The sequence below is a fragment of the Pseudomonas sp. SMSB3 genome (assembly GCF_052041965.1).
In the GTDB taxonomy this organism is placed as follows: Bacteria; Pseudomonadota; Gammaproteobacteria; order Pseudomonadales; family Pseudomonadaceae; genus Aquipseudomonas.
This window is the reverse complement of the sequence record NZ_JBKGGV010000007.1, coordinates 64,654-88,927: the sequence shown is the minus strand read 5'-3', so window position 1 is coordinate 88,927 and position 24,274 is coordinate 64,654. Positions and strand designations below refer to the sequence as shown.

The 24,274-nt window shown below is 62.7% G+C and carries 24 protein-coding genes and 1 pseudogene; 10 read left to right on the top strand and 15 right to left on the bottom strand.

Annotated features, from left to right (window positions below):
• The first annotated feature begins 98 nt into the window (after positions 1–98).
• The 6 genes and pseudogenes from gcl (at position 99) to ACLEJW_RS13450 (ending at position 7,616) form a co-directional block, all read left to right on the top strand.
• Positions 99–1,874, top strand: a complete 1,776-nt coding sequence (gene gcl / locus ACLEJW_RS13475; protein ID WP_313297307.1) for a glyoxylate carboligase — start codon at positions 99–101, stop codon at positions 1,872–1,874.
• A 53-nt stretch (positions 1,875–1,927) separates the two neighbouring features.
• Positions 1,928–2,710 carry a hydroxypyruvate isomerase gene (gene hyi / locus ACLEJW_RS13470; RefSeq protein ID WP_313297310.1) on the top strand — a complete coding sequence of 261 codons (783 nt, stop codon included), beginning with the start codon at positions 1,928–1,930 and terminating at the stop codon, positions 2,708–2,710.
• A 65-nt stretch (positions 2,711–2,775) separates the two neighbouring features.
• Positions 2,776–3,681, top strand: a pseudogene (locus ACLEJW_RS13465) (2-hydroxy-3-oxopropionate reductase); the annotation flags it as partial.
• 223 nt (positions 3,682–3,904) lie between these two features.
• On the top strand, positions 3,905–5,179 hold the full coding sequence (locus ACLEJW_RS13460; protein ID WP_145189204.1) for a glycerate kinase type-2 family protein: 1,275 nt from the start codon (positions 3,905–3,907) through the stop codon (positions 5,177–5,179).
• Positions 5,176–6,591 carry a pyruvate kinase gene (gene pyk / locus ACLEJW_RS13455; RefSeq protein WP_145189207.1) on the top strand — a complete coding sequence of 472 codons (1,416 nt, stop codon included), beginning with the start codon at positions 5,176–5,178 and terminating at the stop codon, positions 6,589–6,591. The genes ACLEJW_RS13460 and pyk overlap by 4 nt, the downstream gene beginning before the upstream one ends.
• Before the next feature lie 149 nt (positions 6,592–6,740).
• A complete protein-coding gene (locus ACLEJW_RS13450; RefSeq protein ID WP_440777721.1) occupies positions 6,741–7,616 on the top strand; it encodes an urea transporter in 876 nt (291 codons plus the stop codon).
• 11 nt (positions 7,617–7,627) lie between these two features.
• On the opposite strand, the gene ACLEJW_RS13445 is transcribed toward ACLEJW_RS13450, so the two are convergent.
• Positions 7,628–8,452 carry an RHS repeat-associated core domain-containing protein gene (locus ACLEJW_RS13445; protein ID WP_440777780.1) on the bottom strand — a complete coding sequence of 275 codons (825 nt, stop codon included), beginning with the start codon at positions 8,450–8,452 and terminating at the stop codon, positions 7,628–7,630.
• Between the two features lie 195 nt (positions 8,453–8,647).
• Here ACLEJW_RS13445 and ACLEJW_RS13440 point away from each other — a divergent pair, with 195 nt between their 5' ends.
• Positions 8,648–9,472, top strand: a complete 825-nt coding sequence (locus ACLEJW_RS13440) for an ion transporter (protein ID WP_440777720.1) — start codon at positions 8,648–8,650, stop codon at positions 9,470–9,472.
• Here the strand turns inward: ACLEJW_RS13440 and ACLEJW_RS13435 are convergent.
• Entirely contained in the window at positions 9,434–10,078 is a 645-nt protein-coding gene (locus ACLEJW_RS13435; protein WP_440777719.1) for an RHS repeat-associated core domain-containing protein, read from the bottom strand. The genes ACLEJW_RS13440 and ACLEJW_RS13435 overlap by 39 nt on opposite strands.
• 251 nt (positions 10,079–10,329) lie before the next feature.
• Between ACLEJW_RS13435 and ACLEJW_RS13430 the strand changes: the two genes are divergently transcribed.
• Positions 10,330–11,328: a sulfate ABC transporter substrate-binding protein gene (locus tag ACLEJW_RS13430; RefSeq protein ID WP_145189217.1), complete on the top strand. Its 999-nt coding sequence runs from the start codon at positions 10,330–10,332 to the stop codon at positions 11,326–11,328.
• 92 nt (positions 11,329–11,420) lie between these two features.
• Here the strand turns inward: ACLEJW_RS13430 and ACLEJW_RS13425 are convergent, their stop codons facing one another.
• Positions 11,421–12,362 (bottom strand): class I SAM-dependent methyltransferase, encoded by a 942-nt coding sequence (locus tag ACLEJW_RS13425; protein WP_440777718.1) that lies wholly within the window; start codon positions 12,360–12,362, stop codon positions 11,421–11,423.
• A gap of 506 nt (positions 12,363–12,868) precedes the next feature.
• Between ACLEJW_RS13425 and ACLEJW_RS13420 the strand changes: the two genes are divergently transcribed.
• Both ACLEJW_RS13420 and ACLEJW_RS13415 read left to right on the top strand, forming a co-directional pair.
• Positions 12,869–14,401, top strand: a complete 1,533-nt coding sequence (locus ACLEJW_RS13420; protein ID WP_313459035.1) for an NCS1 family nucleobase:cation symporter-1 — start codon at positions 12,869–12,871, stop codon at positions 14,399–14,401.
• A 16-nt stretch (positions 14,402–14,417) separates the two neighbouring features.
• Entirely contained in the window at positions 14,418–15,146 is a 729-nt protein-coding gene (locus tag ACLEJW_RS13415; protein ID WP_440777717.1) for an aspartate/glutamate racemase family protein, read from the top strand.
• A gap of 37 nt (positions 15,147–15,183) precedes the next feature.
• Here the strand turns inward: ACLEJW_RS13415 and ACLEJW_RS13410 are convergent, their stop codons facing one another.
• From ACLEJW_RS13410 to ACLEJW_RS13355, 12 genes are all read right to left on the bottom strand, one after another.
• Positions 15,184–15,798, bottom strand: coding sequence for a histidine phosphatase family protein (locus tag ACLEJW_RS13410; RefSeq protein ID WP_256675095.1), 615 nt, complete (start codon positions 15,796–15,798; stop codon positions 15,184–15,186).
• A 164-nt stretch (positions 15,799–15,962) separates the two neighbouring features.
• Entirely contained in the window at positions 15,963–16,301 is a 339-nt protein-coding gene (locus tag ACLEJW_RS13405) for an FKBP-type peptidyl-prolyl cis-trans isomerase (protein ID WP_313459041.1), read from the bottom strand.
• A gap of 37 nt (positions 16,302–16,338) precedes the next feature.
• On the bottom strand, positions 16,339–17,127 hold the full coding sequence (locus tag ACLEJW_RS13400) for a PhzF family phenazine biosynthesis protein (RefSeq protein ID WP_145189232.1): 789 nt from the start codon (positions 17,125–17,127) through the stop codon (positions 16,339–16,341).
• A 46-nt stretch (positions 17,128–17,173) separates the two neighbouring features.
• On the bottom strand, positions 17,174–18,112 hold the full coding sequence (locus tag ACLEJW_RS13395; protein WP_145189236.1) for a 2-hydroxyacid dehydrogenase: 939 nt from the start codon (positions 18,110–18,112) through the stop codon (positions 17,174–17,176).
• A gap of 133 nt (positions 18,113–18,245) precedes the next feature.
• The gene (locus ACLEJW_RS13390) at positions 18,246–18,662 is read right to left on the bottom strand and encodes a hypothetical protein (RefSeq protein WP_145189239.1); all 417 of its coding nucleotides are present in this window, start codon (positions 18,660–18,662) and stop codon (positions 18,246–18,248) included.
• A 12-nt stretch (positions 18,663–18,674) separates the two neighbouring features.
• Positions 18,675–19,859, bottom strand: a complete 1,185-nt coding sequence (gene ccmI / locus ACLEJW_RS13385) for a c-type cytochrome biogenesis protein CcmI (RefSeq protein ID WP_145189242.1) — start codon at positions 19,857–19,859, stop codon at positions 18,675–18,677.
• Entirely contained in the window at positions 19,852–20,328 is a 477-nt protein-coding gene (locus ACLEJW_RS13380; protein ID WP_440777716.1) for a cytochrome c-type biogenesis protein, read from the bottom strand. The genes ccmI and ACLEJW_RS13380 overlap by 8 nt, the downstream gene beginning before the upstream one ends.
• A complete protein-coding gene (locus ACLEJW_RS13375) occupies positions 20,325–20,861 on the bottom strand; it encodes a DsbE family thiol:disulfide interchange protein (RefSeq protein WP_313297353.1) in 537 nt (178 codons plus the stop codon). The genes ACLEJW_RS13380 and ACLEJW_RS13375 overlap by 4 nt, the downstream gene beginning before the upstream one ends.
• A complete protein-coding gene (locus ACLEJW_RS13370) occupies positions 20,858–22,831 on the bottom strand; it encodes a heme lyase CcmF/NrfE family subunit (protein ID WP_178108349.1) in 1,974 nt (657 codons plus the stop codon). Before ACLEJW_RS13370 ends, ACLEJW_RS13375 begins: the two co-directional genes overlap by 4 nt.
• 11 nt (positions 22,832–22,842) lie before the next feature.
• The gene (gene ccmE / locus ACLEJW_RS13365; protein ID WP_145189252.1) at positions 22,843–23,298 is read right to left on the bottom strand and encodes a cytochrome c maturation protein CcmE; all 456 of its coding nucleotides are present in this window, start codon (positions 23,296–23,298) and stop codon (positions 22,843–22,845) included.
• On the bottom strand, positions 23,295–23,471 hold the full coding sequence (gene ccmD / locus ACLEJW_RS13360) for a heme exporter protein CcmD (RefSeq protein WP_145189254.1): 177 nt from the start codon (positions 23,469–23,471) through the stop codon (positions 23,295–23,297). Before ccmD ends, ccmE begins: the two co-directional genes overlap by 4 nt.
• Positions 23,468–24,235 carry a heme ABC transporter permease gene (locus ACLEJW_RS13355; RefSeq protein ID WP_313297358.1) on the bottom strand — a complete coding sequence of 256 codons (768 nt, stop codon included), beginning with the start codon at positions 24,233–24,235 and terminating at the stop codon, positions 23,468–23,470. The genes ccmD and ACLEJW_RS13355 overlap by 4 nt, the downstream gene beginning before the upstream one ends.
• Positions 24,236–24,274 lie beyond the last annotated feature (39 nt).

Below are 24,274 nucleotides of genomic sequence, written 5' to 3'. Positions count from 1 at the left end.
CAGCCCGACGAAAACCCGTTGACCTGAAGCGCCAGCCGTGAATACACTCTGGCACAAAGAAAGTTGTATACAATTACAAAATCGATGAGGCACAAATCATGAGCAAAATGAGAGCAATCGATGCAGCCGTTCTGGTCATGCGCCGTGAAGGTGTAGAGACTGCGTTCGGCATCCCGGGGGCTGCCATCAACCCGCTGTACTCGGCCCTGAAGAAAGTGGGTGGCATCGATCACGTCCTCGCTCGTCACGTCGAAGGCGCCTCGCACATGGCCGAGGGTTACACCCGCGCCAATCCAGGCAACATCGGCGTGTGCATCGGTACCTCAGGTCCCGCCGGTACCGACATGGTCACAGGCCTGTACAGCGCCTCGGCCGACTCCATCCCGATCCTGTGCATTACCGGTCAGGCGCCACGTGCTCGCCTGCACAAGGAAGACTTCCAGGCCGTGGACATCACCAGCATCGTCAAGCCTGTCACCAAGTGGGCTACAACCGTGCTGGAACCCGGTCAGGTGCCTTATGCGTTCCAGAAAGCATTCTTCGAAATGCGCAGCGGCCGTCCGGGCCCGGTGCTGATCGACCTGCCGTTCGACGTGCAGATGGCCGAAATCGAGTTCGACATCGACGCCTACGAGCCGCTGCCGGTGCACAAGCCGGCCGCCAGCCGCGTGCAGGCGGAAAAAGCCCTGGCCATGCTCAATGACGCTGAGCGCCCACTGCTGGTGGCAGGCGGCGGTATCATCAATGCCGACGCCAGCGACAAGCTGGTCGAATTCGCAGAGCTGACCGGCGTGCCGGTGATCCCGACCCTGATGGGCTGGGGCACCATCCCGGACGACCACGCGTTGATGGTCGGCATGGTCGGCCTGCAGACCTCGCACCGCTACGGCAATGCCACCCTGCTCAAATCCGATCTGGTGTTCGGCATCGGCAACCGCTGGGCCAACCGTCATACCGGCTCGGTGGACGTCTACACCGAAGGCCGCAAATTCGTCCATGTGGACATCGAACCGACCCAGATCGGCCGCGTGTTCACCCCAGACCTGGGTATCGTTTCCGATGCAGGCCAGGCCCTCGATGCCTTCCTGGACGTGGCACGCGAGTGGAAAGCGGCCGGCAAGCTCAAGTGCCGCAAGGCCTGGCTGGAAGACTGCCAGCAACGCAAGGCCAGCCTGCAACGCAAGACCCACTTCGACAACGTGCCGGTCAAGCCGCAGCGCGTCTATGAAGAGATGAACCAGGTATTCGGCAAAGACACCTGCTATGTCAGCACCATCGGCCTGTCGCAGATCGCTGGCGCGCAGTTCCTGCACGTGTACAAGCCCCGTCATTGGATCAACTGCGGCCAGGCCGGCCCGCTGGGCTGGACCATTCCAGCGGCCCTGGGTGTGGTCAAGGCCGACCCGGCGCGCAAGGTGGTGGCACTGTCGGGCGACTATGACTTCCAGTTCATGATCGAAGAACTGGCAGTGGGCGCGCAGTTCAACCTGCCGTATGTCCACGTGCTGGTGAACAACGCCTACCTGGGCCTGATTCGCCAGGCGCAGCGTGGCTTCGACATGGATTACTGTGTACAACTGGCGTTCGAGAACATCAACTCGACCGACGCTGCCACCTACGGTGTCGACCATGTCGCCGTAGTCGAAGGCCTGGGTTGCAAGGCCATCCGCGTATTTGAACCGGCAGAGATCGCTCCGGCCTTGCTCAAGGCGCAGAAGATGGCCGAAGAGTTTCGCGTGCCGGTGGTGGTCGAAGTGATCCTCGAGCGTGTGACCAACATTTCCATGGGCACCGAGATCAACGCGGTCAACGAATTCGAAGACCTGGCCCTGGTCGGTAACGACGCGCCAACCGCCATCTCGCTGCTGGACTGACCGCCTGACGCCCCCGGCCGCGACCGGGGGCCCTCATCGCAAGGAGACACCCCATGCCTCGCTTTGCCGCCAACCTGTCCATGCTGTTCACCGAACAGGACTTCCTGGCCCGCTTCAAGGCTGCCGCCGACGCAGGTTTCAGCGGCGTCGAATACCTTTTCCCGTATGATTTCAGCGCCGCCGAAATCAAGCAGCAGCTCGACGCCAATGGCCTCACCCAAGTGCTGTTCAACCTGCCGGCCGGCGATTGGGCCAAAGGTGAGCGTGGCATCACCTGCCACCCTGACCGCGTGCAGGAATTCCGCGATGGCGTCGACAAGGCCATCGAGTACGCCAAGGTGCTGGGCAACACCCAGGTCAACGCCCTGGCCGGGATTCGCCCGCAAGGCCTGGCCTGCGCCGACGTGCGCAAGACCTTCGTCGACAACCTCAGGTATGCCGCCGACAAGCTCAAGGGCGCCGGGATCCGCCTGGTCATGGAAATGATCAACACCCGCGATATCCCGGGCTTCTACCTCAATACCACTGAGCAGGCCTTGGATATCCAGGCCGAAGTGGGCAGCGACAACCTGTTCCTGCAATACGACATCTATCACATGCAGATCATGGAAGGGGACCTGGCGCGCACCCTGCAAACCAACCTCGCCCTGATCAATCACGTCCAGCTCGCCGACAACCCAGGGCGCAACGAGCCAGGTACCGGTGAAATCAATTACCACTTCCTGTTCGAGCACCTGGACCGCATCGGCTATCAAGGCTGGGTGGGCGCCGAGTACAAGCCGCTGACCACCACCGAGGCGGGTCTGGGCTGGCTGAAAACCCATAACGCAATCTAAGACCGTACACGCAATCTGCAGGGGCGCACCGGCAACGCAGCCCACCCAGATTCAACAACTACAAGAGGCACATTCTCATGGCTAAAATCGGTTTCCTCGGCACTGGCATCATGGGCAAACCCATGGCGCAAAACCTGCAGAAAGCAGGCCACAGCATCTTCGTCTCCACCCACCACGATGCAGCACCTGCCGACCTGATCGCTGCCGGCGCCGTGGCCCTGGCCAACCCGAAGGAAGTGGCTCAGGAAGCTGAATTCATCATCGTCATGGTCCCCGACACTCCGCAGGTCGAGAGCGTGCTGTTCGGTGAAAACGGCGTCGCCGAAGGCGTAGGGCCGAACAAGGTGGTGATCGACATGAGCTCGATCTCCCCGACCGCCACCAAGGCCTTTGCCGAGAAGATCAAGGCCACCGGCGCTGCCTACCTGGATGCCCCGGTATCCGGCGGCGAAGTCGGCGCCAAGGCGGCGACCCTGAGCATCATGGTTGGTGGTTGCCCGAAAGCCTTCGAGCGCGCCCAGCCGCTGTTCGAGGCCATGGGCAAGAACATCACCCGTGTCGGTGGCAATGGTGACGGCCAGACCGCCAAGGTCGCCAACCAGATCATCGTCGCCCTGAACATCCAGGCGGTCGCCGAAGCGTTGCTGTTCGCCGCCAAGAATGGCGCGGATCCGGCCAAGGTGCGTGAAGCGCTGATGGGCGGTTTCGCCTCCTCGAAGATTCTCGAAGTGCACGCCGAGCGCATGATCAAGGGCACCTTCGACCCAGGCTTCCGCATCAACCTGCACCAGAAGGACCTCAACCTGGCCCTGCAAGGCGCCAAGGAACTGGGCATCAACCTGCCCAACACCTCCAACGCCCAGCAAGTGTTCAACACCTGCCAGGCCCTGGGGGGCGGCAACTGGGACCACTCGGCGCTGATCAAGGGCCTGGAGCACATGGCCAACTTCTCGATCCGCGACGAGCAATAAGTTGTAAGCCTCACTGGCCTCATCGCGAGCTGCGCTCGCTCCTACGGGATCAGCGCAAAGCCCGTAGGAGCGAGCATAGCTCGCGATAAAGCCCACGCCGCCTGACCTGCGACCACAGGCCAGGCAGCGACACCGAGCAACACCCGCCCCTGGTTCGGCCTGCACGGAGGCAGTTCCAGGGGCGTTTTCGATTTTGCAGAACAACAATAAATGGGAGCCTGCCATGTCGGTCGATCCGCAAAAAATTCTCCGCGAGCTGTTCGACACAGCCATCGCCGCCGCCCACCCGCGCCAGATTCTGGAACCTTACCTGCCCGCCGATCGCAGCGGCCGGGTCATCGTCATCGGGGCCGGCAAAGCTGCCGCCGCCATGGCCGAAGTGGTGGAAAAGAACTGGCAAGGCGAGGTCTCGGGCCTGGTCGTCACCCGTTACGGCCATGGCGCCAACTGCCAGAAGATCGAAGTGGTCGAAGCCGCGCATCCGGTACCCGACGCCGCCGGCCTTGCCGTGGCCAAGCGCGTGCTGGAGCTGGTCAGCGACCTGAACGAAGACGACCGCGTCATCTTCCTGCTGTCTGGCGGTGGTTCTGCCCTGCTGGCCTTGCCCGCCGAAGGCCTGACCCTGGCCGACAAGCAGCACATCAACAAGGCGCTGCTCAAATCCGGTGCGACCATCGGCGAGATGAACTGCGTGCGCAAGCACCTCTCGGCGATCAAAGGGGGTCGCCTGGCCAAGGCCTGCTGGCCGGCCACGGTGTACACCTATGCGATTTCCGACGTACCCGGCGACCTTGCCACCGTCATCGCCTCAGGCCCCACCGTGGCCGACCCCAGCACGTCCGCCGACGCCCTGGCGATCCTCAAGCGCTACGCCATCGACGCGCCTCAGGCGGTGATCGACTGGCTCAACAACCCCGCCTCCGAAACCGTCAAGGCGGGCGATCCGGCCTTGGCGCGCAGCCACTTCCAGCTGATCGCCAAGCCGCAGCAGTCGCTCGAAGCGGCCGCCGTACAAGCCCGCAAGGCCGGCTTCAGCCCGCTGATTCTGGGCGATCTGGAAGGCGAATCGCGCGAAGTGGCCAAGGTGCATGCCGGGATTGCCCGGCAGATCGTGCAGCATGGGCAGCCGCTCAAAGCGCCTTGCGTGATTCTCTCGGGCGGTGAAACCACCGTGACCGTACGCGGCGACGGCCGTGGCGGGCGCAACGCCGAATTCCTGCTCAGCCTGACCGAAAACCTCAAAGGTCTGCCAGGCGTCTACGCCCTGGCCGGCGATACCGACGGCATCGACGGTTCGGAAGAAAACGCCGGCGCCATCATGACCCCGGACAGCTACGTCCGCGCTGCGGCCTTGGGCCTGTCGGCCAGCGACGAGCTGGACAACAACAACGGTTATGGCTATTTCGCCGCGCTCGATGCGCTCATCGTCACCGAGCCGACCCGCACCAACGTCAACGACTTCCGCGCCATTCTGATCCTTGAGACTGCTCAATCATGACGCCTGATAAAAAAGTGAAGATCCTCGCCACCCTCGGCCCTGCGATCGAAGGCATCGACGATATCCGCCAGCTGGTCGAGGCCGGGGTGAATATCTTTCGCCTGAACTTCAGCCACGGCGAGCACGCCGACCACGCCCTGCGCTACCAGTGGATTCGCGAGGTCGAACAGCAGCTGAACTACCCACTGGGTATCTTGATGGACTTGCAAGGGCCGAAACTGCGGGTCGGCCGCTTTGCCGAGGGCAAGGTCCAGCTGCAACGCGGCCAGGCGCTGCGCCTGGACCTGGACAAGGCGCCAGGCGACAGCCAACGGGTCAACCTGCCCCACCCGGAAATCATCGCAGCCCTCGAGCCGGGCATGGACCTGCTGCTTGACGACGGCAAACTGCGTTTGCGCGTGACCGCCAAGCACAGCGATGCCATCGACACTGAAGTGCTCAACGGTGGCGAGCTGTCCGATCGCAAGGGCGTCAACGTGCCGCAGGCCGTGCTCGAGCTTTCGCCACTCACCGAAAAGGACCGCCGTGACCTGGCCTTCGGCCTGGATCTGGGCGTCGATTGGGTGGCCTTGTCGTTCGTCCAGCGCCCTGAAGACATCGTCGAAGCACGCCAGCTGATCGGTGACCGCGCTTACTTGATGGCCAAGATCGAAAAACCCTCGGCCGTCGAACACGTGCAGGCCATCGCCGAGCTGGCCGATGCAATCATGGTCGCCCGCGGCGACCTGGGCGTGGAAGTGCCGGCCGAGAGCGTGCCGCAGATCCAGAAGCGCATCATCGGCACCTGCCGCCAACTGGGCAAGCCGGTGGTGGTGGCCACGCAGATGCTTGAATCCATGCGCTTCTCGCCAGCGCCGACCCGCGCCGAAGTCACCGACGTGGCCAACGCCGTGGCCGAAGGTGCCGACGCGGTGATGCTGTCGGCCGAAACCGCCTCCGGCGACTACCCGCTGGAAGCGGTGCAGATGATGAGCAAGATCATCCGCCAGGTGGAAAACGGCCCGGACTATCAGGCGCAGCTCGACGTCGGCCGGCCCAAGGCCGAAGCCACCGTGTCGGACGCGATCAGCTGCGCGATCCGGCGTATCAGCGGCATCCTGCCGGTGGCGGTACTGGTCAACTACAGCGAGTCCGGCGCCTCGACCTTGCGCGCGGCGCGTGAACGGCCGCGCGCGCCGATCCTCAACCTGACGCCGAACCTGGCCGCTGCCCGTCGTCTGAGCGTGGCCTGGGGCGTGCATTCGGTGGTCAACGACCGCTTGCGCCAGGTCGACGAGGTGGTTTCGACTGCCTTGGAGATTGCCCAGGCGCAAGGCATGGCCAGCCGTGGCGACACGCTGCTGATCACCGCCGGGGTGCCGTTCGGCAAACCGGGTTCGACCAACACCTTGCGTATCGAGATCCTGGTCTAGCCCCCCTTGGGGCGCTTCGCGCCCCAAGTCGGTGCGGCCTTGCGTCATGCTGGGAGGGCGCAGCCCTCCCCCACACCGATACACCTGAACGGCGGATAACCGAGGCCCAAAGAGGCCCACCGCTTACCTTCTCACCTCACTGACTGCCCATGTACACCAAAAATTTCGTCAACCCGTGCCCTGACTGGGCCACGGCCTTGCTCAACGGCTTCAGCCAGGTGCTGCTGCTGCGCAGCCCCCTATGCGGCCTGTGCTGCCTGCTGGCCATCCTGCTGACCGCCCCGGACCTGGTCGGCGGCGCCCTGCTCGGCGCCCTCGCCGGCCTGCTTACTGCCCAGGCCAGGGGCTACGATCGCGCCGACCGCCAGGCCGGGCTGTATTGCTACAACGGCGTGCTGATCGGCATCCTCATCAGCGCCGTGCTGCCCTGGTCAGCCATGCTCCCGCCGCTGATCATCGCAGCCGGCGGCCTGTCGAGCATCATCACTCACCAGTGGCGCAAGCGTGGAGGCAAGCTGCTGGTCGCCTACACCGCACCCTTCGTGCTGCTCGGCTGGGTTGCCTTGCTATTCGCGAACCCCGCGCCCAGCGTGTTCGTCGAGGCAGAACTTGCCAATGCCGTGGCACGTGGCCTGGGGCAGATTTTTCTGCTCGACCAGCCGCTGGCCGGGCTGCTGATCATCATCGGGATACTCATTGCCAACCCCTATGCAGCCATGTGGGCCGTGCTCGGCTCGGCCATTGGCGGCGGTGTGGCAGTGCTCGCCGACCAGGCGCAAGCCGCATGGTTTGGCCTGTTCGGCTTCAATGCCGCGCTGGCAGCGCTGGCGTTCAGCCGACAAGGTGAAAAACCATGGGTAACATTGCTGGCCATCAGCCTAGCGATACTGCTGCAGTTGCTGGTCAACCAGCTCCCGGTGCCCGGCCTGACAGCACCTTTCGTCGCCGCCTGCTGGCTGATTCATGTGGCTGGTCATATAGGCTACAGGAAGCAGAAAATCGGCTCCCATCAATTCCGCAACTGAGTGTTCGATGCTTACACTGGCCCCTGTCGTATGTCATCTCGAGCGCTTGCTGAGGGACGAGTTCTTGGTGGAAGCGGAGGTGGAGGACCAAGATCAGTTCTTGGTGGGAGCGGAGGTGGAGGACCTAGATCAGTTCTTGGTGGGGGCGGAGGGGAACCCAGACCAACTCTTGGTGGAAGCGGAGGTGGAGTACCAAGATCATGAACCTGCGGAGACACATCACCCCACATGACCTCACCGCCCGAGAATAACTTGGGATGGACCAACGGGTGAAGCGTTTCAAAAACATTCATTGCCCTTAAGGTCTGGATGCTCTCCGATCGCTGTTCAATCGGCGCCGTCAGTCTCTTACTCTCTGGGTCGGGTCGCGCGATGGCAGAAAAGCGTCCACTGCTGTTCCTGTATACAGTAAAAATTCTGCCATCCGAATTGATGAATGTTTGCTCCTGAACGAGACGATCACTGACAGGGATCGCCGTGCCCCTCAGCGCTTGCTTAGCGTATCCTTTGTCTAGACGGTGTTTCTTAATCATTGCCGACAGCCCAGTACCTACGCGCCCTGACGGGTCAATTTTATTTATCGGGTCCCCCGAGCAATACGCATAGCAATTGATCCCGCCGTCTCCGAATGGGCTTAGGGCATCTGCGCTGTGGAAACGAAATAGTCGAGGCTGGTAGAGTCGATGCCCGTTGCCCAAAAGATATCCCTCACTGATCGCTTCATACCACTGGCCGTTGAACTTCAACAGGGTCTGCGCGTGATTTGGCGCCTGGTAACCATAAGGCTCATAACAGCAATGACTGTGCGGGCCTTGCGCACTAAAGGCTGCAGCCATTGATTCATTCTGCAAACGACTTTTGCGAGCTCCATCAGGGTTAGGCATTGCGGCTCTCCTATACCTGGCAAACAGAGGATTACATTGACAAATTCACAAGCACTTTAAAACTGGTAGTTTTATCAGGGCGATTACTCACGCAAGCTGTAGTATCAAGAAAAAACGCCCGTCTTAATGCTTTTGGAATCTCATACGATGCAATTATCACCCGCCCTACGCGAACGTCTCTACATCATGGTCTTCCAGACCGACACCGTAGCCGGCCGGCGTTTCGACAAGATCCTGCTGTTGATCATCCTGGCCAGCCTGGTAACCGTGATCCTCGACAGTATCGACCAGGTACACCAGGGCTATGCCAGCGTGCTCGCCGGTATCGAATGGGGCTTTACCGCGATTTTCCTCGCCGAATACCTGACCCGCCTGTATTGCTCGCCCAAGCCGTTGCGCTATGCGTTCAGCTTCTACGGCCTGGTCGACCTGCTGGCGATCGTGCCGGGGATCATCGCCCTGTATTACAGCGATGCGCAGTATCTGCTAATCATTCGCGTGATCCGCATGCTGCGCATCTTCCGCGTGCTCAAGCTCAGCCCCTACCTCAAGCAGGCCAATTATCTGCTCAGCGCGCTGGCCGGGAGCAAGCAGAAGATCATCGTCTTCCTGGTCAGCGTATCGACCTTGGTGACCGTGTTCGGCACCCTGATGTACGTCGTCGAAGGGCCTGAACATGGCTTCACCAGCATCCCCAAAGGCATCTACTGGGCCATCGTCACCCTGACCACGGTGGGTTTCGGCGACATCGTCCCCACCACCCCGCTGGGCCAGGTACTGTCTTCGCTGGTGATGATCACCGGTTATTCGATCATCGCCGTGCCGACCGGCATCTTCACTGCCGAGCTGGCCAATGCCATGCGCGGCGAACAGCTGCAGCACGCATGCCCCAGTTGCAGCAAAAATACGCACGAGCACGGGGCAGCCTTCTGTTCAAGATGCGGTAGTGCGCTGTTCGCTAAGAAAATTTGACTCACGAGGCGGCAGACCTTCACGGATTCGGGAAAGACTTTGATCGAAGATCTGCTGTTTCGCCTTTGTGAACCTGGCCTCTGCATCAGGCTGTCCACTCATCATGTCGCCCAACGCACCGATGGCTTGCGCAGCCAGGTACTCATAAAAGACTGACCTGATCTGTTCGGAACGGAGGGCATTTTCAAGGTCAGCGCTGTGATTTTTCGCGTCCGCAAAATCCATATCGAGCGCTCGATAATGGGTAGCTTTCGGCTGGCTTTTTCCCCTGTCATAGCTGAGGACGCTGAACTCTGAATGCAACGTCCGCCCCGTGCGTTTCATCAGCCCAACCGCTTTGAGCCCTCCTGTCAGCGAGAATTTATGCCCGGAGGGATCAATACGATTGACTGGATCCCCAGCGCAGTAGGCATAGGTATTCAATCCGCCCGTTCCAAAGGGGCTGCTTGAATCAGCAGAGAGAAATCTTCGCAGGATCGGTCTGTATAATCTGTAACCGTTGCCGAGCAAATAACCGTGACTGACGGGCGCCCAGCGCTCGCCATTGAAGCCTATCAAAACGCCTTTCTCCAGCGCCCTGTAACCATATGCACAGTAGGCAAGCATCCGTATCTTGCAGTGGGCCTGAGCCATCGGTAAGGATGAAGATAACGTCCTCCATTGCACCATCGCCCCGCTCCTTCTTGAAGGTCTTCCTTCACTGCACTACGAATACGCCAGCCACTCAACTGACAGAACTGATAGGCCGCGCAGCGCTAAGCGCATAAACAAAGAACCATTGGGTCTTTAAATGCCAAAGTACCAAACGCTATAGTCGCAGGCATTCTGCCCACTCCCATCGATAACAAGGACGCACCGTGAAAAAACTCTTCAGCGCCTCGCTGCTCGCCGCCGGCCTGGCGTTGGGCAACCTGGCCCAGGCTGCCCCAACGCTGCTCAACGTCTCCTATGACGTGATGCGCGACTTCTACAAGGACTACAACCCAGCCTTTCAAAAGCACTGGGAAGCGGAGCACCAGGAGAAGGTCAACGTACAGATGTCCTTCGGTGGCTCGAGCAAGCAGGCGCGTTCGGTGATCGATGGCCTGCCAGCCGACGTCATCACCATGAACATGGCCACCGACATCAACGCCTTGGCCGACAATGGCAAGCTGGTGCCGGACAACTGGGTCAGCCGCTTGCCGAACAACAGCGCGCCGTTCACCTCGGCGACCGTGTTCATCGTGCGCAAGGGCAACCCCAAGGCGCTCAAGGACTGGCCGGACCTGCTCAAGGATGGCGTACAGGTGATCGTGCCCAACCCCAAGACCTCGGGTAACGGCCGCTACACCTACCTGTCGGCCTGGGGCTATGTGCTCAAGCAGGGCGGCGACGAGAACAAGGCCAAGGATTTCGTCGGCAAGCTGTTCAAGCAGGCGCCGGTACTGGACACCGGCGGTCGCGCCGCGACCACCACGTTCATGACCAACCAGATCGGCGATGTGCTGGTGACCTTCGAGAACGAAGCCGAGATGATCGCCCGTGAATTCGGCCGTGATCAGTTCGAGGTGGTCTACCCGAGCGTGTCGGCCGAAGCCGAGCCACCGGTGAGCGTGGTCGACAAGGTCGTGGCCAAGAAAGGTACCCAGGCAGTGGCTGAGGAATACCTCAAGTACCTGTGGTCGCCAGCCGCCCAGGAAATCGCCGCACAGAACTACCTGCGCCCGCGTGACGCGACAGTGCTGGCCAAGTACACCGACCGCTTCCCGAAAGTCGACTTCCTGTCGGTCGAGAAAACCTTCGGCGATTGGCGCACCGTGCAGAAGACTCACTTCAACGACGGTGGCATCTTCGACCAGATCTACACCAATCAATGATCTACAGGCCTCTCGCGGTCACTCAGGACCGCGCGAGGCCTGTCTGCAACAGCCGATCCGTCAGGGTCTATCCATTACCGGTGCGCGCCGTCTCAGGCTGATGCCAGCGCTTGCTGGCGGAACACCAGCGCCTTCAGCCCGCCTGCCGGGTCGGCATCGGGAAACTCCGGCGGGTTGGCCAGGCGCTCGATGAACGCCAAGTTGGGCGCCTGCTCGGCCATGGCGTCGATCAGAAACGCCGGGGCAATGGCCGGGTCGTTCACGCAGGCCAACACCGTGCCGCCAGGGCTGAGCAAGTCGGGCAAGCGGCGCAGGATCTTGGCGTAGTCCTGGGTCAACACGAAGCTGCCGCGCTGGAAGGTCGGCGGGTCGATGATGATCAGGTCGTAGGGCCCATATTTGCGTACCTTGCCCCAGGACTTGAACAGTTCATGGCCCAGGTAGGCGACCCGCGAAGCATCGTGGCCATTGAGCCGATGATTATCACGGCCGCGCGCCAGCGCCGCCTTGGCCATGTCGAGGTTGACCACCTGTTCGGCGCCTCCGGCAATGGCGGCTACCGAGAAGCCACAGGTGTAAGCGAACAGGTTCAGCACCCGCTTGCCCGCAGCCTGCTCGCGCACCCAGCGACGGCCATAACGCATGTCCAGGAACAGGCCGTTGTTCTGCCGCACACCGAGGTCGAGCAGGTAACGCAGGCCGTCCTCGATCACCTCACGCTGCTGGCCCGCCTCGCCCAACAGCCACTCGCCCGGGCTGTCCGGCAGGTAGCGGTGCTGGATGAGCACAGCCTGAGCGCTCCATTGCGGGCGTTCGGCAAGACGACGCAGCATGCCCTCGAGTTCGGCCAGCTGCTCAGCGGACGGTTCACGAAACAGCGCAACCGACAGCACGCCCTGCAGCCAGTCCACCGTTACCTGCTCCAGGCCCTCCCAGCAGCGCCCGCGACCATGGAACAGACGGCGGGTCTCGTTGGGCGCGGGATCAAGGCCCGCCTGCAAAATCTGTTCGAGGGTGTGGATAGGCGAGGTCATGGTAGGCCGCAAGCGATTGAAGGGGGCGCATTCTAACGTTTTTGCCAAAGCTCAGCCCAGCGCCAGGAAACCTGACTATTTTTTGTACACACAAATGTCACCATAGGTGCCATTTTTGTGTGCACTTTGCGAAATTATGCCCCAACCCGTTACACACTTCGTGTAACTAATACTGACCAATCGATCAACTAATATTACTAGAAGCAAATTAAACTTGATCATTTGGTCAATTTATAAACGATGACTTTCAGCGAGTTATAGCCGGCTGAGCGAAGTCAGAAATCAGCAGAATCTAAAGTCCCTTGTTTCATGGCATGGAACTCGCTTTCCTGTGTTCGTGTTTTGTATACACGTTATCCAAAACATCAATACACAAGAACTCGCGACGCCGGCTCCATACCGGCCGCCGCGCCTAGAACCCAGTGATGCCAAGCTGCACCGACGAGATGGCGAGCCCGTGCGCATGCCCGCTCCTCGCAGTCCACACGCATCAGGAGCCTGCCGGAATGAGTACCAGCCTCGACCTTGCCCCTGAACTATCCGTCGCCAGCACACAACCTTCAGCCACCGTTGCCGGTGAACTTGCGCACCTTGAATTGAGCCCGCGCCTGCACAACCGCGACCTCGCCCCGACGCGCCTGGCTGGCCGCCGCTGGGGCCGCTACAGCATCTTTGCGCTGTGGACCAACGATGTGCACAACATTGCCAACTACTCATTCGCCATGGGCCTGTTCGCCTTGGGCCTGGGTGGCTGGCAGATCCTGCTGTCCCTGGCCATCGGCGCCGCCCTGGTGTATTTCTTCATGAACCTGTCCGGTTACATGGGGCAGAAGACCGGTGTGCCGTTTCCGGTGATCAGCCGCATCGCCTTCGGTATTCACGGCGCGCAGATTCCGGCGCTGATTCGCGCGGTCATCGCCATCGCCTGGTTCGGCATCCAGACCTACCTGGCTTCGGTGGTCCTGCGCGTGCTCTTGACGGCCGTCTGGCCAAGCGTGGCCAGCTACGATCACGACAGCATCCTGGGCCTGTCGAGCCTGGGCTGGGTGTGTTTCGTGGCGATCTGGCTGGTGCAACTGGTGATCCTCGCCTACGGCATGGAAATGGTGCGCCGCTATGAAGCCTTCGCCGGGCCGGTGATCCTGCTGACGGTCGCAAGCCTGGCGGTGTTCATGTATTTTCGCGCCGACGCGCGCATCGCCTGGTCGGTCGCAGAACCGCTGAGCGGCTACGAGATGTGGCGCAACATCTTCGCCGGAGGCGCGCTGTGGTTGGCCATCTATGGCACCCTGGTGCTGAATTTCTGCGACTTCGCCCGTTCCTCGCCGTGCCGCAAGACCATCCGCGTCGGCAATTTCTGGGGCCTGCCGGTGAACATTCTGGTGTTCGCCATGATCACCGTGGTGCTGTGCGGCGCGCAGTTCCAGATCAACGGCCAGATCATCGACAGCCCGACGCAGATCGTCGCCAGCATCCCCAGCACGCCGTTCCTGGTGCTGGGCTGCCTGGCCTTTCTGATCGTCACGGTGGCGGTGAACATCATGGCCAACTTCGTCGCCCCGGCCTTCGTGTTGAGCAACCTGGCACCGCGCCATCTGAACTTCCGCCGGGCCGGGCTGATCAGCGCGACGGTGGCAGTACTGATCCTGCCCTGGAACCTCTACAACAGCCCGCTGGTGATCGTGTACTTCCTGTCCGGCCTGGGCGCCCTGCTCGGCCCCCTGTACGGCGTGATCATGGCCGACTACTGGCTGCTGCGCAAAGGCTGCATCAACGTGCCGCAGCTGTATACCGAGCACCCGACCGGCGCCTACCACTACAGCAAAGGCATCAACCTGCGTGCGCTGGCCGCGTTCCTGCCGGCCGCGCTGCTGGCGATCGTCCTGGCGCTGGTGCCGCACTTCCATGGTATCGCGCCGTTTTCCTGGCTGATCGGCGCCGGCATCGCCGCTGCGCTGTACCTGCTGATCGCCCCGCGCAACCGTCACTATCACGATGTCAGCGGCGAGTGCATTGCCGTCGACCACAGCAGCCACTGACCAAGGAGGCCCTGTCATGCGTATTCTGATCGCAAACGTCAACACCACCGAGGCGATTACCCACGCCATCGCCGATCAGGCGCGCAGCGTCGCCGCCCCCGGCACCGAGATCATCGGCCTGACGCCCTGGTTCGGGGCCGAATCGGTAGAGGGGAACTTCGAGAGTTACCTGGCGGCGATTGCCGTGATGGACCGGGTCATGGCCTATGACGGCCCTTACGACGCCGTGATCCAGGCCGGCTACGGCGAACATGGCCGCGAGGGCCTGCAGGAATTGCTCGATGTGCCGGTGGTGGACATCACCGACGCTGCCGCCAGCACGGCAATGTACCTGGGCCACGCGTACTCGGTGGTCACCACCCTGGACCGTACCGTGCCGCTGATCGAAGACCGTCTGAGGCTCTCGGGCCTGTATGAACGCTGCGCCTCGGTGCGGGCCAGCGGCCTGGCGGTGCTGGAGCTCGAAGAAGATCCGCAGCGCGCCGTCCAGGCCATTGTCGAGCAAGCGGAACGGGCAGTGCGCGACGACAAGGCCGAGGTCATCTGCCTGGGCTGCGGTGGCATGGCCGGCCTGGACGAGCAGATCCGTCAACGCACAGGCGTACCGGTGGTGGATGGCGTGAGCGCGGCGGTGACCATTGCCGAGTCATTGGTACGCCTGGGGCTCACTACCTCGAAAGTGCGCACCTACGCCACACCACGGGCCAAGAAAGTGGTGGGCTGGCCGATGAGGTCAGGTCGCTGACAGCGGCTGTTGCCCGCTCAGCCATCGTGGCGGCGCCTCACGTCGGGCATTTGTGCGCGCCGCCGTCGAGACCTTGGCGCACGTTGCGGCTGAGCAGGCTGGCCTTGCCGTCGTGCCAGGTCAAGGTCAGGACGTAGAGGGTGTCGAAGTCGTCGCCGTTCCAATCCTCGGTGATGACCCGTTCGTCGCCCAGGGCCTTGGCCGCTACGGTGTTGATCAACTCAGGCAGGTAGCCATGCGACCACGCCGTGTAGACCGTCGCGTTGCGGTATTTCTCGCTGAGCAATTCGTCCGCCAGCGCGTCGGTGTCATTGGCACTGAAGTCGATATTGACCGGCAAGCCGAGGCGGATCGCACTCGGGCTGATGGTCATCAGTGGGCGAATGTAGCTGTAGCTTTGGTCGTCACTGCCTTCTTCGACGTGTCGCGAGGGGTTTGCGGCAAATACGTAATTGGCTTTGCCGAAGCGCTCGGGCAGTACGGTGGCCAGATCCAGCGCGCGGTTCAGGCCCTGGCAGTTCAATTGCCCAAGGCCCTCTCCGGGCTTTTCGGCATGACGCAGAAATACCAGGGTCTGGGTCCCGTCGACGGGCTCGGCACGGCTTTCCAGCACCTCCAGCGTCAACGGCACGGCAGCGGCAACCAGCGCCATACCCAACAGCAAGGAACGGCGGCGGCGCCAGAAAGCAGATAACTTGGCGAGAGCGAAGGGTGATGGCAAGCGAGGCATTCCTGGCAAAAGTACGCTACTGAGAGTGACTTATGCGCGTTTTGTTCCCATGCACCGCCCGATCAACCACGCACCTTCAGGCTCCCTCAATCATCGCGCGTCAGCACTTCCAGCAATTCGATCTCGAACGTCAGGTCCGAATGCGGCGGGATCTTTCCCACCGCGCGCTCACCGTAGCCAAGCTGCGCGGGCACTTGCAGCCGGCGCTTGCCGCCGACTCGCATGCCCTGCAAGCCCTGGTCCCAGCCCTTGATCACCCGCCCAGTGCCGATCACGCATTGAAAAGGCTTGCCCCGCGACCAGGATGAGTCGAACTCACTGCCGTCGGCCAGCCAGCCGGTGTATTGGGTGGTAATCAAGGCGCCTCTGACGACGGCCTTGCCGTCGCCTTCGATCAGGTCGGTGATCTGCACTTCGCCGCTCATGGGATGCTCCAAGGTAAGAATCAAGGCCGCCCTTTTATCAGATAAACACCGTGCCACGCATGTACAACGCCGCGCGGCCACTGATGATCACTCGCCCATTGCCCGGCACCTCGCAGTGCAGTTGTCCTTTGCGCGCCCCGCCCTGCTCGCAGGTCAACGCCTGCTTGCCCAGCCGCTGCGCCCACAGCGGCGCCAGCGACGTATGGGCAGAGCCTGTGACTGGGTCTTCGTTGACGCCGACCCGTGGGCCAAACCAGCGGGTGACGAAATCGAAGCCTCGGCCTGGGGCGGTCACAGCGATGCCGCGCACATCGAACGCCGACAGCGCGGCGAAGTCAGGCGTGAGCGGATCCAGCAATGCCGGGTCATCGATCATCACGATGTAGTCGTCCGAGCGATACACCGCCCGCACTGCGGGCAACGCCAGGGCCTCGAGCAAACCGGCTGGCATTTCGACCGCCTGCGGTTGCTTGGCAGGGAAGTCCATGGCCAGCAGGCCATCCTGCGCGCGGCTCACGCGCAATTCGCCACTGCGGGTGTTGAAGCGCAACACCTGCGCTTGCTCGGCCAACTGCTCGAACAAGACATAAGCCGCGGCCAGGGTGGCGTGGCCGCACAGATCGACCTCGACAGTGGGGGTGAACCAGCGCAAGTCGAAGCCATCACCATTGCGCACGAAATACGCGGTCTCGGACAGGTTGTTCTCTTCGGCGATACGCTGCAGCACGGCATCCGGTAACCAGCTTTGCAGGGCAATAACCGCTGCCGGGTTGCCACCGAAGGGCTCGGCACTGAAAGCATCGACCTGGAAAATTTCAAGTTGCATCAAACGCTCCTTGTGATCCGGCGAGGGCCGGCGACTGTCGAACAGATCATGGACGCACCGGGGTCAACACCGACTCACCGGCAAAGAAAGCCTGCAGATTGCGCAGCACCAGCTCTACGGTATCGCGCGCAGCTTCAGGCGACTGGCCCGCGACGTGTGGCGTGAGCACGGTGTTGCCCAGGACCTTGAGCGCATCGGGCACTGCCGGCTCGTCGTCGAAGACATCCAGCGCAGCGCCGGCCAGGCGCCCCTGTTGCAGGGCCGATACCAATGCCTGGGTATCCACCACGCTGGCCCGGGCAATGTTCACCAGGTATCCCTCGGCGCCGAGCGCATGCAGTACCTGCGCGTCCACCAAGTGGCGTGTCGCGGCACCGCCAGGCGTGGCAACGAGCAGAATGTCCACCGCGGCGGCCAACGCTACCGGGCTGTCGAACCAGGTATAAGGCAGTCCTTCGCGGGCAGTGCGGCTGTGGTAACTGATGGGCATGTCGAAGCCCAGGTTGGCGCGCTTGGCGATCGCCAGGCCAACCGCACCAAGCCCCAGAATGCCCAGGCGCTTACCGCTCACCGAGGGGCTGATGACCCGATTCCACTCGCCACGTCGCGTGCTGGCGTCGGCGCGCGGAATGTCGCGCAGCAGGGCCAGGAGCAACGCCAAGGCGTGATCGGCCACCGCTGCGGCATTGGCCCCCGCGCCATTGGTGACGGTAATGCCGCGAGCAGCGGCGGCGGCCAGATCGACCTGCTCGTAGCCTGCGCCGATCACGCAGATGATCTGCAGCGCGGGCAAGGCGGTTATTTCCGCTGCGCTCAAACCCAGAGGACCGCGCGTTAGTACGGCATCGATCGTGCCGGCATGGTGCTCAATGGCCTGGCTGCGCAGTTCTGGCGAAGGCGCACGGATCAGCCGGTAACCGGCCTGCTCAAGCAGAGGCAAGTAGGCGTCGACAGTTTCAACCAGAACCAGAATCGTTTTATGCATGCCGCCACCTTCGAGGATCGAAGCGGCATTATGCGGAGTGACCCGGCGGTACAGTCAAACGGAAAAACCAGGGCCAACTGTACTGTATGGGCAAACGGACACCCTTGCGGCGCCCGTGCCTCGATGTTCGGCATTATTGCCCGAATGCGCGTCCCAAGCCGCCGGGCACGCCGCTGCTATCGGTATCCTGCCAAGGGCCCTCGGGGCTCACTGACCAGCTCCAGCCATTGTCATAGCGATAATAGGTGCGCTGGCGATAGAACACATTGGTCTTCTTCTCGAGCACATAGACACCCAGTTTAGGGTCCCAGTGGCTCGCGCCGCCGGGCGGTGGCGCGAAGCTGGCGGAGGTGCGTGGCATCGGTTTGGGCGCTGGCGCCGGCTTGTCCACCGGGGTCGAGGGCTGGCCGCCTGGCAAGGGCTTGACCGCAGGTCCGGTTCGCGGCGGCACCGTTTCGATAGGCGGTGATGGCTCACGCGGCGGGTGCGAGGTGCACGCGGACAAGCCCACGGCCAAGGCAATCAAGGTCAGGCGGACGGTGCTGTGCATGGCATTGCTCTCTTACTGGTCGGGGCTGTCGATGGTCAGCTGCTGGGTGGCCGTGGTGGTCGTGGCCACAGGCGCTCCCTGACCGATCCACTCGCCGTGCGTGGGCTGGCCGGCGCGGGAGACGCGTGCAACCAGTTGGACTTCGGCGAATTGAGACAGTTTCATCTGCGCCAGCATGGCATCGGCATCGGTCAACGCCACTTCGATGGGTAACTGCGCCACCGTCACTCGCCTGGCCGCCAGCGGCATGGGCGGGCCATTGCTGGCACGGGCGAAGATGAACACGCTGTCGTCCGGTTTCACCTTGTCCTTGAGCGCAGGCGCCAGCGCGACCTGTACGGTGAGGCGTACCGGCGCCGTGGCCTGGGAACCGCCATTACCCAAGCGCTGCGCGGCCCGGTCGATGCCGCCTTGCAGCGCCGCGCGCGAGGCGTCGCCTGCGGGCAGTTGCGCCAGCAGGCGGTTCCAGTAATCGATCGCTTCCTGGTATCGCTCGCCTTCGAACGCGGCGATACCTCGCAGGCCCAGGCTGGTGACTTCATTGGCATCGGCGCGCAGCGCTTCATCGGTCAGCGCCTGCAACTGCGGGCTCCACTGTTTGTCAGCGGCAAAATACAGCGCCTGGGCCCATTGCCCCAGCAGCTCGGGCTGGCGACCGGCCAATGCCACGGCGCGCTCGTAGGTGCGCGCGGCATCGGCAGGGCGCTGTTCGGCCATGTAGGCGCGGCCGAGGAAATACAGGCCTTCGGCCGAGTCAGGCTGAGCCTGCACGGCCCGCTCCAGGCGTGTGGTCATCTCCTCGAGACTCTTGGGCGCGGCGGCAAACTCCTGCGTCAGCGCCACCTTGTCGGCAGCGCCAAAATGCACGTAAAGGCCCAGCGCTGCCAGCGGCACCAGCAGCGCGGCCAGCAGCGGCAGGGCCTTGCCCAGGTGGCCCTGGCGCGAAGGTTCGGCGTTTTCGGTGTCGGCCAGCAACTCGCGCGCCGCTTCGTCGCGCCCGCTGGCCAACTGCACCGGGTCGAGCACGCCTGCGGCCTGCTGCGCCGTCAACTCGGCGACCCGCTCCTGGTACAAGGCCACATTGAGCGCGGTACGGTCTTCTTCCTGCTGCTGGCGGCGGCCACGCAGGATCGGAATCAGCAAAAAACCAAGGGCGGCGAGCAGCAGCAGGCCCGCGCTAAGCCAGAATTCAGTCATGGGTAGGATCTTTTTCCAGCAGTTTGGCCAAACGTCGGCGTTCTTCGCCAGACAGCTCATCACGCACTTGCGCAGCCGCGCCACGGCGGCGGCGAACGATCACCGCCAGCACCACGAAGCCTGCGCCCAGAAGGATGCCGGGGCCGAACCAGAGCAACCAGGTACGGCCACTGAGCGCCGGTTTGTAGCGCACGAAATCACCGTAGCGGTCGACCATGAATTCGATGATCTGCTCATTGCTCTGGCCCTGGCCGAGCATGCGGAAGATTTCCCGGCGTAGATCGGCGGCGATCGGTGCATTGGAGTCGGCGATGTCCTGGTTCTGGCACTTGGGGCAGCGCAACTCCTTGGTCAGTTGCTGATAGCGCTCGCGCTCGGCGTCATCACGAAACTGATAGGTGTCGATGGCCGCCTTGGTCACGCCAGCCAGGCTCATGCCGAGTACGGCGGCTGCCAGCCAGCGCCTCATGGTTGGGCCTCATCGACCAGGCCCTGGTACAACGGTGCCAGTTGTTCGCGCCAGACGCTGGCGTCGACCACGCCCACATGCTTGTAGCGGATCACGCCCTGGGCATCGATCAGGAAGGTTTCCGGTGCGCCATACACGCCCAGGTCCAGCCCCAGGCTGCCCTGCTCGTCGCGGATATCCAGCTGGTAAGGGTTGTGGAATTCAGCCAGCCATTTCTGCGCAGCGGCGTTGTCATCCTTGTAGTTGATGCCGTAGATCACCACACCCTGCTGGGCCAACTGGTTCAAGTACGGGTGCTCGACCTTGCACGACGGGCACCAGGTCGCCCAGACGTTGACCAGCGCCGGCCGGCCCTGCAGGTCGGCCTGGGTCAGCATCCGCTCACCGTGGGTCGAGGCCAGCGAAAACGCCGGGAACGGCTTGCCGATCATCGCCGAGGGCAGCTCTTCGGGCTTGAGGAACAGCCCCTTGTAGAGAAACACCGCCATCAGCAGAAACAGCGCCAACGGCAGAATCATGATCCAACGCTTCATGCTGGCGCTCCAGACACGCCCAGGGCCTCACGCACCCGGGTCTTGACCTTGACGCGATAGCGTCGATCCAAGGCCGCCAGCAACCCGCCCAGGCCAGTCAGCAGACCGCCCAGCCAGATCCAGCGAACATAAGGCTTGATGTGCACGCGCACGGCCCAGGCACCGTTTTCCAGCGGCTCGCCCAATGCAACGTAGAGATCACGGGTGAAACCGGCATCGATCCCCGCTTCGGTCATCATCGACTGCTGCACGGTGTACAAACGTTTTTCCGGATGCAGAGTGGTCACGCCCCGCCCGTCTCGGGTCACCACAATGGTGCCTTTGTCGGAAATGAAGTTGGGCCCCTCGAAGTGCTTGGCCCCTTCGAAGAGGAAGCGGTACCCGCCCAACTCGACGCTCTCGCCGGGTGCCATGCGCAGGTCGCGCTCGGCGCTGTTGTTGCTCGACAGCACCACGCCCAAGGCGCACACCGCCAGGCCCAGGTGCGCCAGCTGCATGCCCCAGTAGCTGCGCGAAAGGCTGCGCAGGCCTTTGCCCAGGCCTTTGTGCCGAGTCTTGTCGAAAATATCGCGCAGACCCCCGAGCACCACCCAGGCGGCCAAGGCGAAGGCGCTCAAGGTCGGCCAGGCGAAATCATCGACGATCAGGCCGGCGACCGGCGCCAGTACGGCGCTGCCGATCAGTACCGGGGTCATCATGCCAAGCAGCCATTGGCCCGGCGTATCTTTCCAGCGCACCACCACGCCGAGGCTCAACACCACCATCAGCAGTGCCATCAGCGGCAGGAACAGGGCGTCGAAGTACGGTGGGCCGACTGACAGCTTGGCCCCGGTCAAGGCATCGAGCACCAAGGGATACAGGGTGCCGAGCAGGATCATCGAGGCCGCTACCACCAGCACCAGGTTATTGGCCAGCAGCAGCGTTTCCCGAGACCACAGGGCAAAGCCCACCTGGCTCTTGACCACCGGCGCGCGCAAGGCGAACAGCGTCAGCGAACCGCCGACGACGAACAGCAGGAAGATCAGGATGAACACACCACGGGCCGGGTCCGAGGCAAACGCATGCACCGAGGTCAGCACCCCGGAGCGCACCAGGAAGGTACCCAGCAGGCTCAGCGAAAAGGCGGCAATGGCCAGCAACACGGTCCAGCTCTTGAATACCCCGCGTTTTTCGGTGACTGCCAACGAGTGGATCAGCGCGGTGCCCACCAACCATGGCATGAACGAGGCGTTTTCCACCGGGTCCCAGAACCACCAGCCGCCCCAGCCCAACTCATAGTAGGCCCACCACGAGCCCAGGGTGATGCCCACCCCGAGAAAAGCCCAGGCGACGATGGTCCAGGGCCGCGACCAGCGCGCCCAGGCCGCATCCAGACGGCCGCCGAGCAACGCCGCGATGGCGAAGGCGAAGGCCACCGAAAAACCCACGTAACCCATGTACAGCATCGGCGGATGGACGATCAGGCCGAAGTCCTGCAGCAACGGGTTGAGGTCGCGCCCATCGGTGGGCACCTGCGGCAGCAGGCGCTGGAACGGGTTGGAGGTGATGATCAGGAAGCTCAGGAAGCCGACGCTGATCATGCCCATGACCGCCAGCACGCGCGCGAGCATGACCTGCGGCAGTTGCCGCGAGAACACCGAGACGGCGAAGGTCCAGCCGCCGAGGATCAAGGCCCAGAGCAGCAGCGAGCCTTCGTGCGCGCCCCACACGGCACTGAACTTGTAGTACCAGGGCAAGGCGCTGTTGGAATTACTGGCCACATAGGCAACCGAGAAATTGTCGGTCATGAAGGCGTGGGTCAGGCAGGCGAAGGCGAATGCGAGGAAGGCGAATTGGCCCCAGGCTGCCGGGCGCGCCAGGCTCATCCACAGGCTGTCGCCGCGCCAGGCGCCGACCAGCGGCAGGGTGGCCTGCACGCTGGCGAAGCAGATCGCCAGGATCATCGCCAACTGGCCCAGTTCAGGGATCACCAGGGCGGCATTCATGGCTGCACCTGCGCGCCGCTGGCTGCCTGGCCGCTTTCCTTGAGCGCTTTGGTCACCTCCGGCGGCATGTACTTTTCGTCGTGCTTGGCCAGCACCTCGTCGGCCACTACCACGCCTTGCGCATTGAGCTTGCCCAAGGCGACGATGCCCTGACCTTCACGGAACAGGTCGGGCAAGATGCCGCGGTAGGTGATCGGCACGGCCTTGTTGAAGTCGGTGACCACAAAGCGCACATCGAGCGAGTCGGAGGAACGCTGCACCGAGCCCTTTTCGACCATGCCGCCTGCGCGAATGCGCGTGTCCAGCGGTGCCTCGCCGTTGGCGATCTGCGTCGGGGTGTAAAACAGGTTGATGTTCTGTTGCAGGGCGCTCAAGGCGAAGGCAACGGCCACCGCGACCCCGGCCAGCAGGCCGAGGATCAGGAACAGGCGTTTCTTGCGCTGCGGTTTCACAGGTTGTTCTCCCGGCGCAGACGACGCGCCTCTTCTTGCAAGTAGCGACGCCGAGCGAGCCACGGAGCGGCAACGTTCAGCGCCAGGACCGCCAGGCAGATGCCGTAGGCCGACCAGACGTACAGGCCATGATGGCCCATGGCGAGAAACTCGCCGAAGGATGCGAAACTCATCGCGCGGCCCTCTGTTCCAGGCTGCTCGACACTTCGTCGCGCACCCAACTGGCGCGGGCCTCGCGCTTGAGCACTTCGAGGCGCATGCGCATCAGCAGCACGGCGCCGAAGAAGCAGTAGAAGCCGAGCGCCGTGCACAACAGTGGCAGCCACATTTCGGCAGGCATGGCCGGTTTCTCGGTCAGGGTGAAGGTGGCGCCCTGGTGCAGGGTGTTCCACCACTCCACCGAGTACTTGATGATCGGGATGTTGATCACCCCGACGATGGCCAGCACCGCACAGGCTTTACCCGCGCTGTCGCGATTGCTGATGGCCTGGCCCAGGGCGATGATGCCGAAGTACAGGAACAGCAAGATCAGCATCGACGTCAGCCGCGCGTCCCACACCCACCAGCTGCCCCAGGTCGGCTTGCCCCAGATTGCCCCGGTGACCAGCGCCAGCGCGGTCATCCAGGCGCCGATCGGCGCTGCGCATTGCAAGGCGACGTCAGCCAGTTTCATCTTCCATACCAGGCCCACTACCCCGGCCAGGGCCATCAGCACATAGCAGGACTGGGCGAGCATCGCCGCTGGCACATGGATATAGATGATGCGAAAACTGTTGCCCTGCTGGTAGTCCTGCGGCGCGAAGCCCAGGCCCCAGACCACGCCGACCGCCAGCAGCAGCGCAGCAGCGAACGCCAGCCACGGCAGCAGGCGAGCGCTGATGGCGTAGAACCATTTCGGCGAACCCAGTTTGTGAAACCACGTCCAGCTAATTTTCATCAGGTACATCCGGTGTTAGCCGAGCTTGGGCCCGGGACT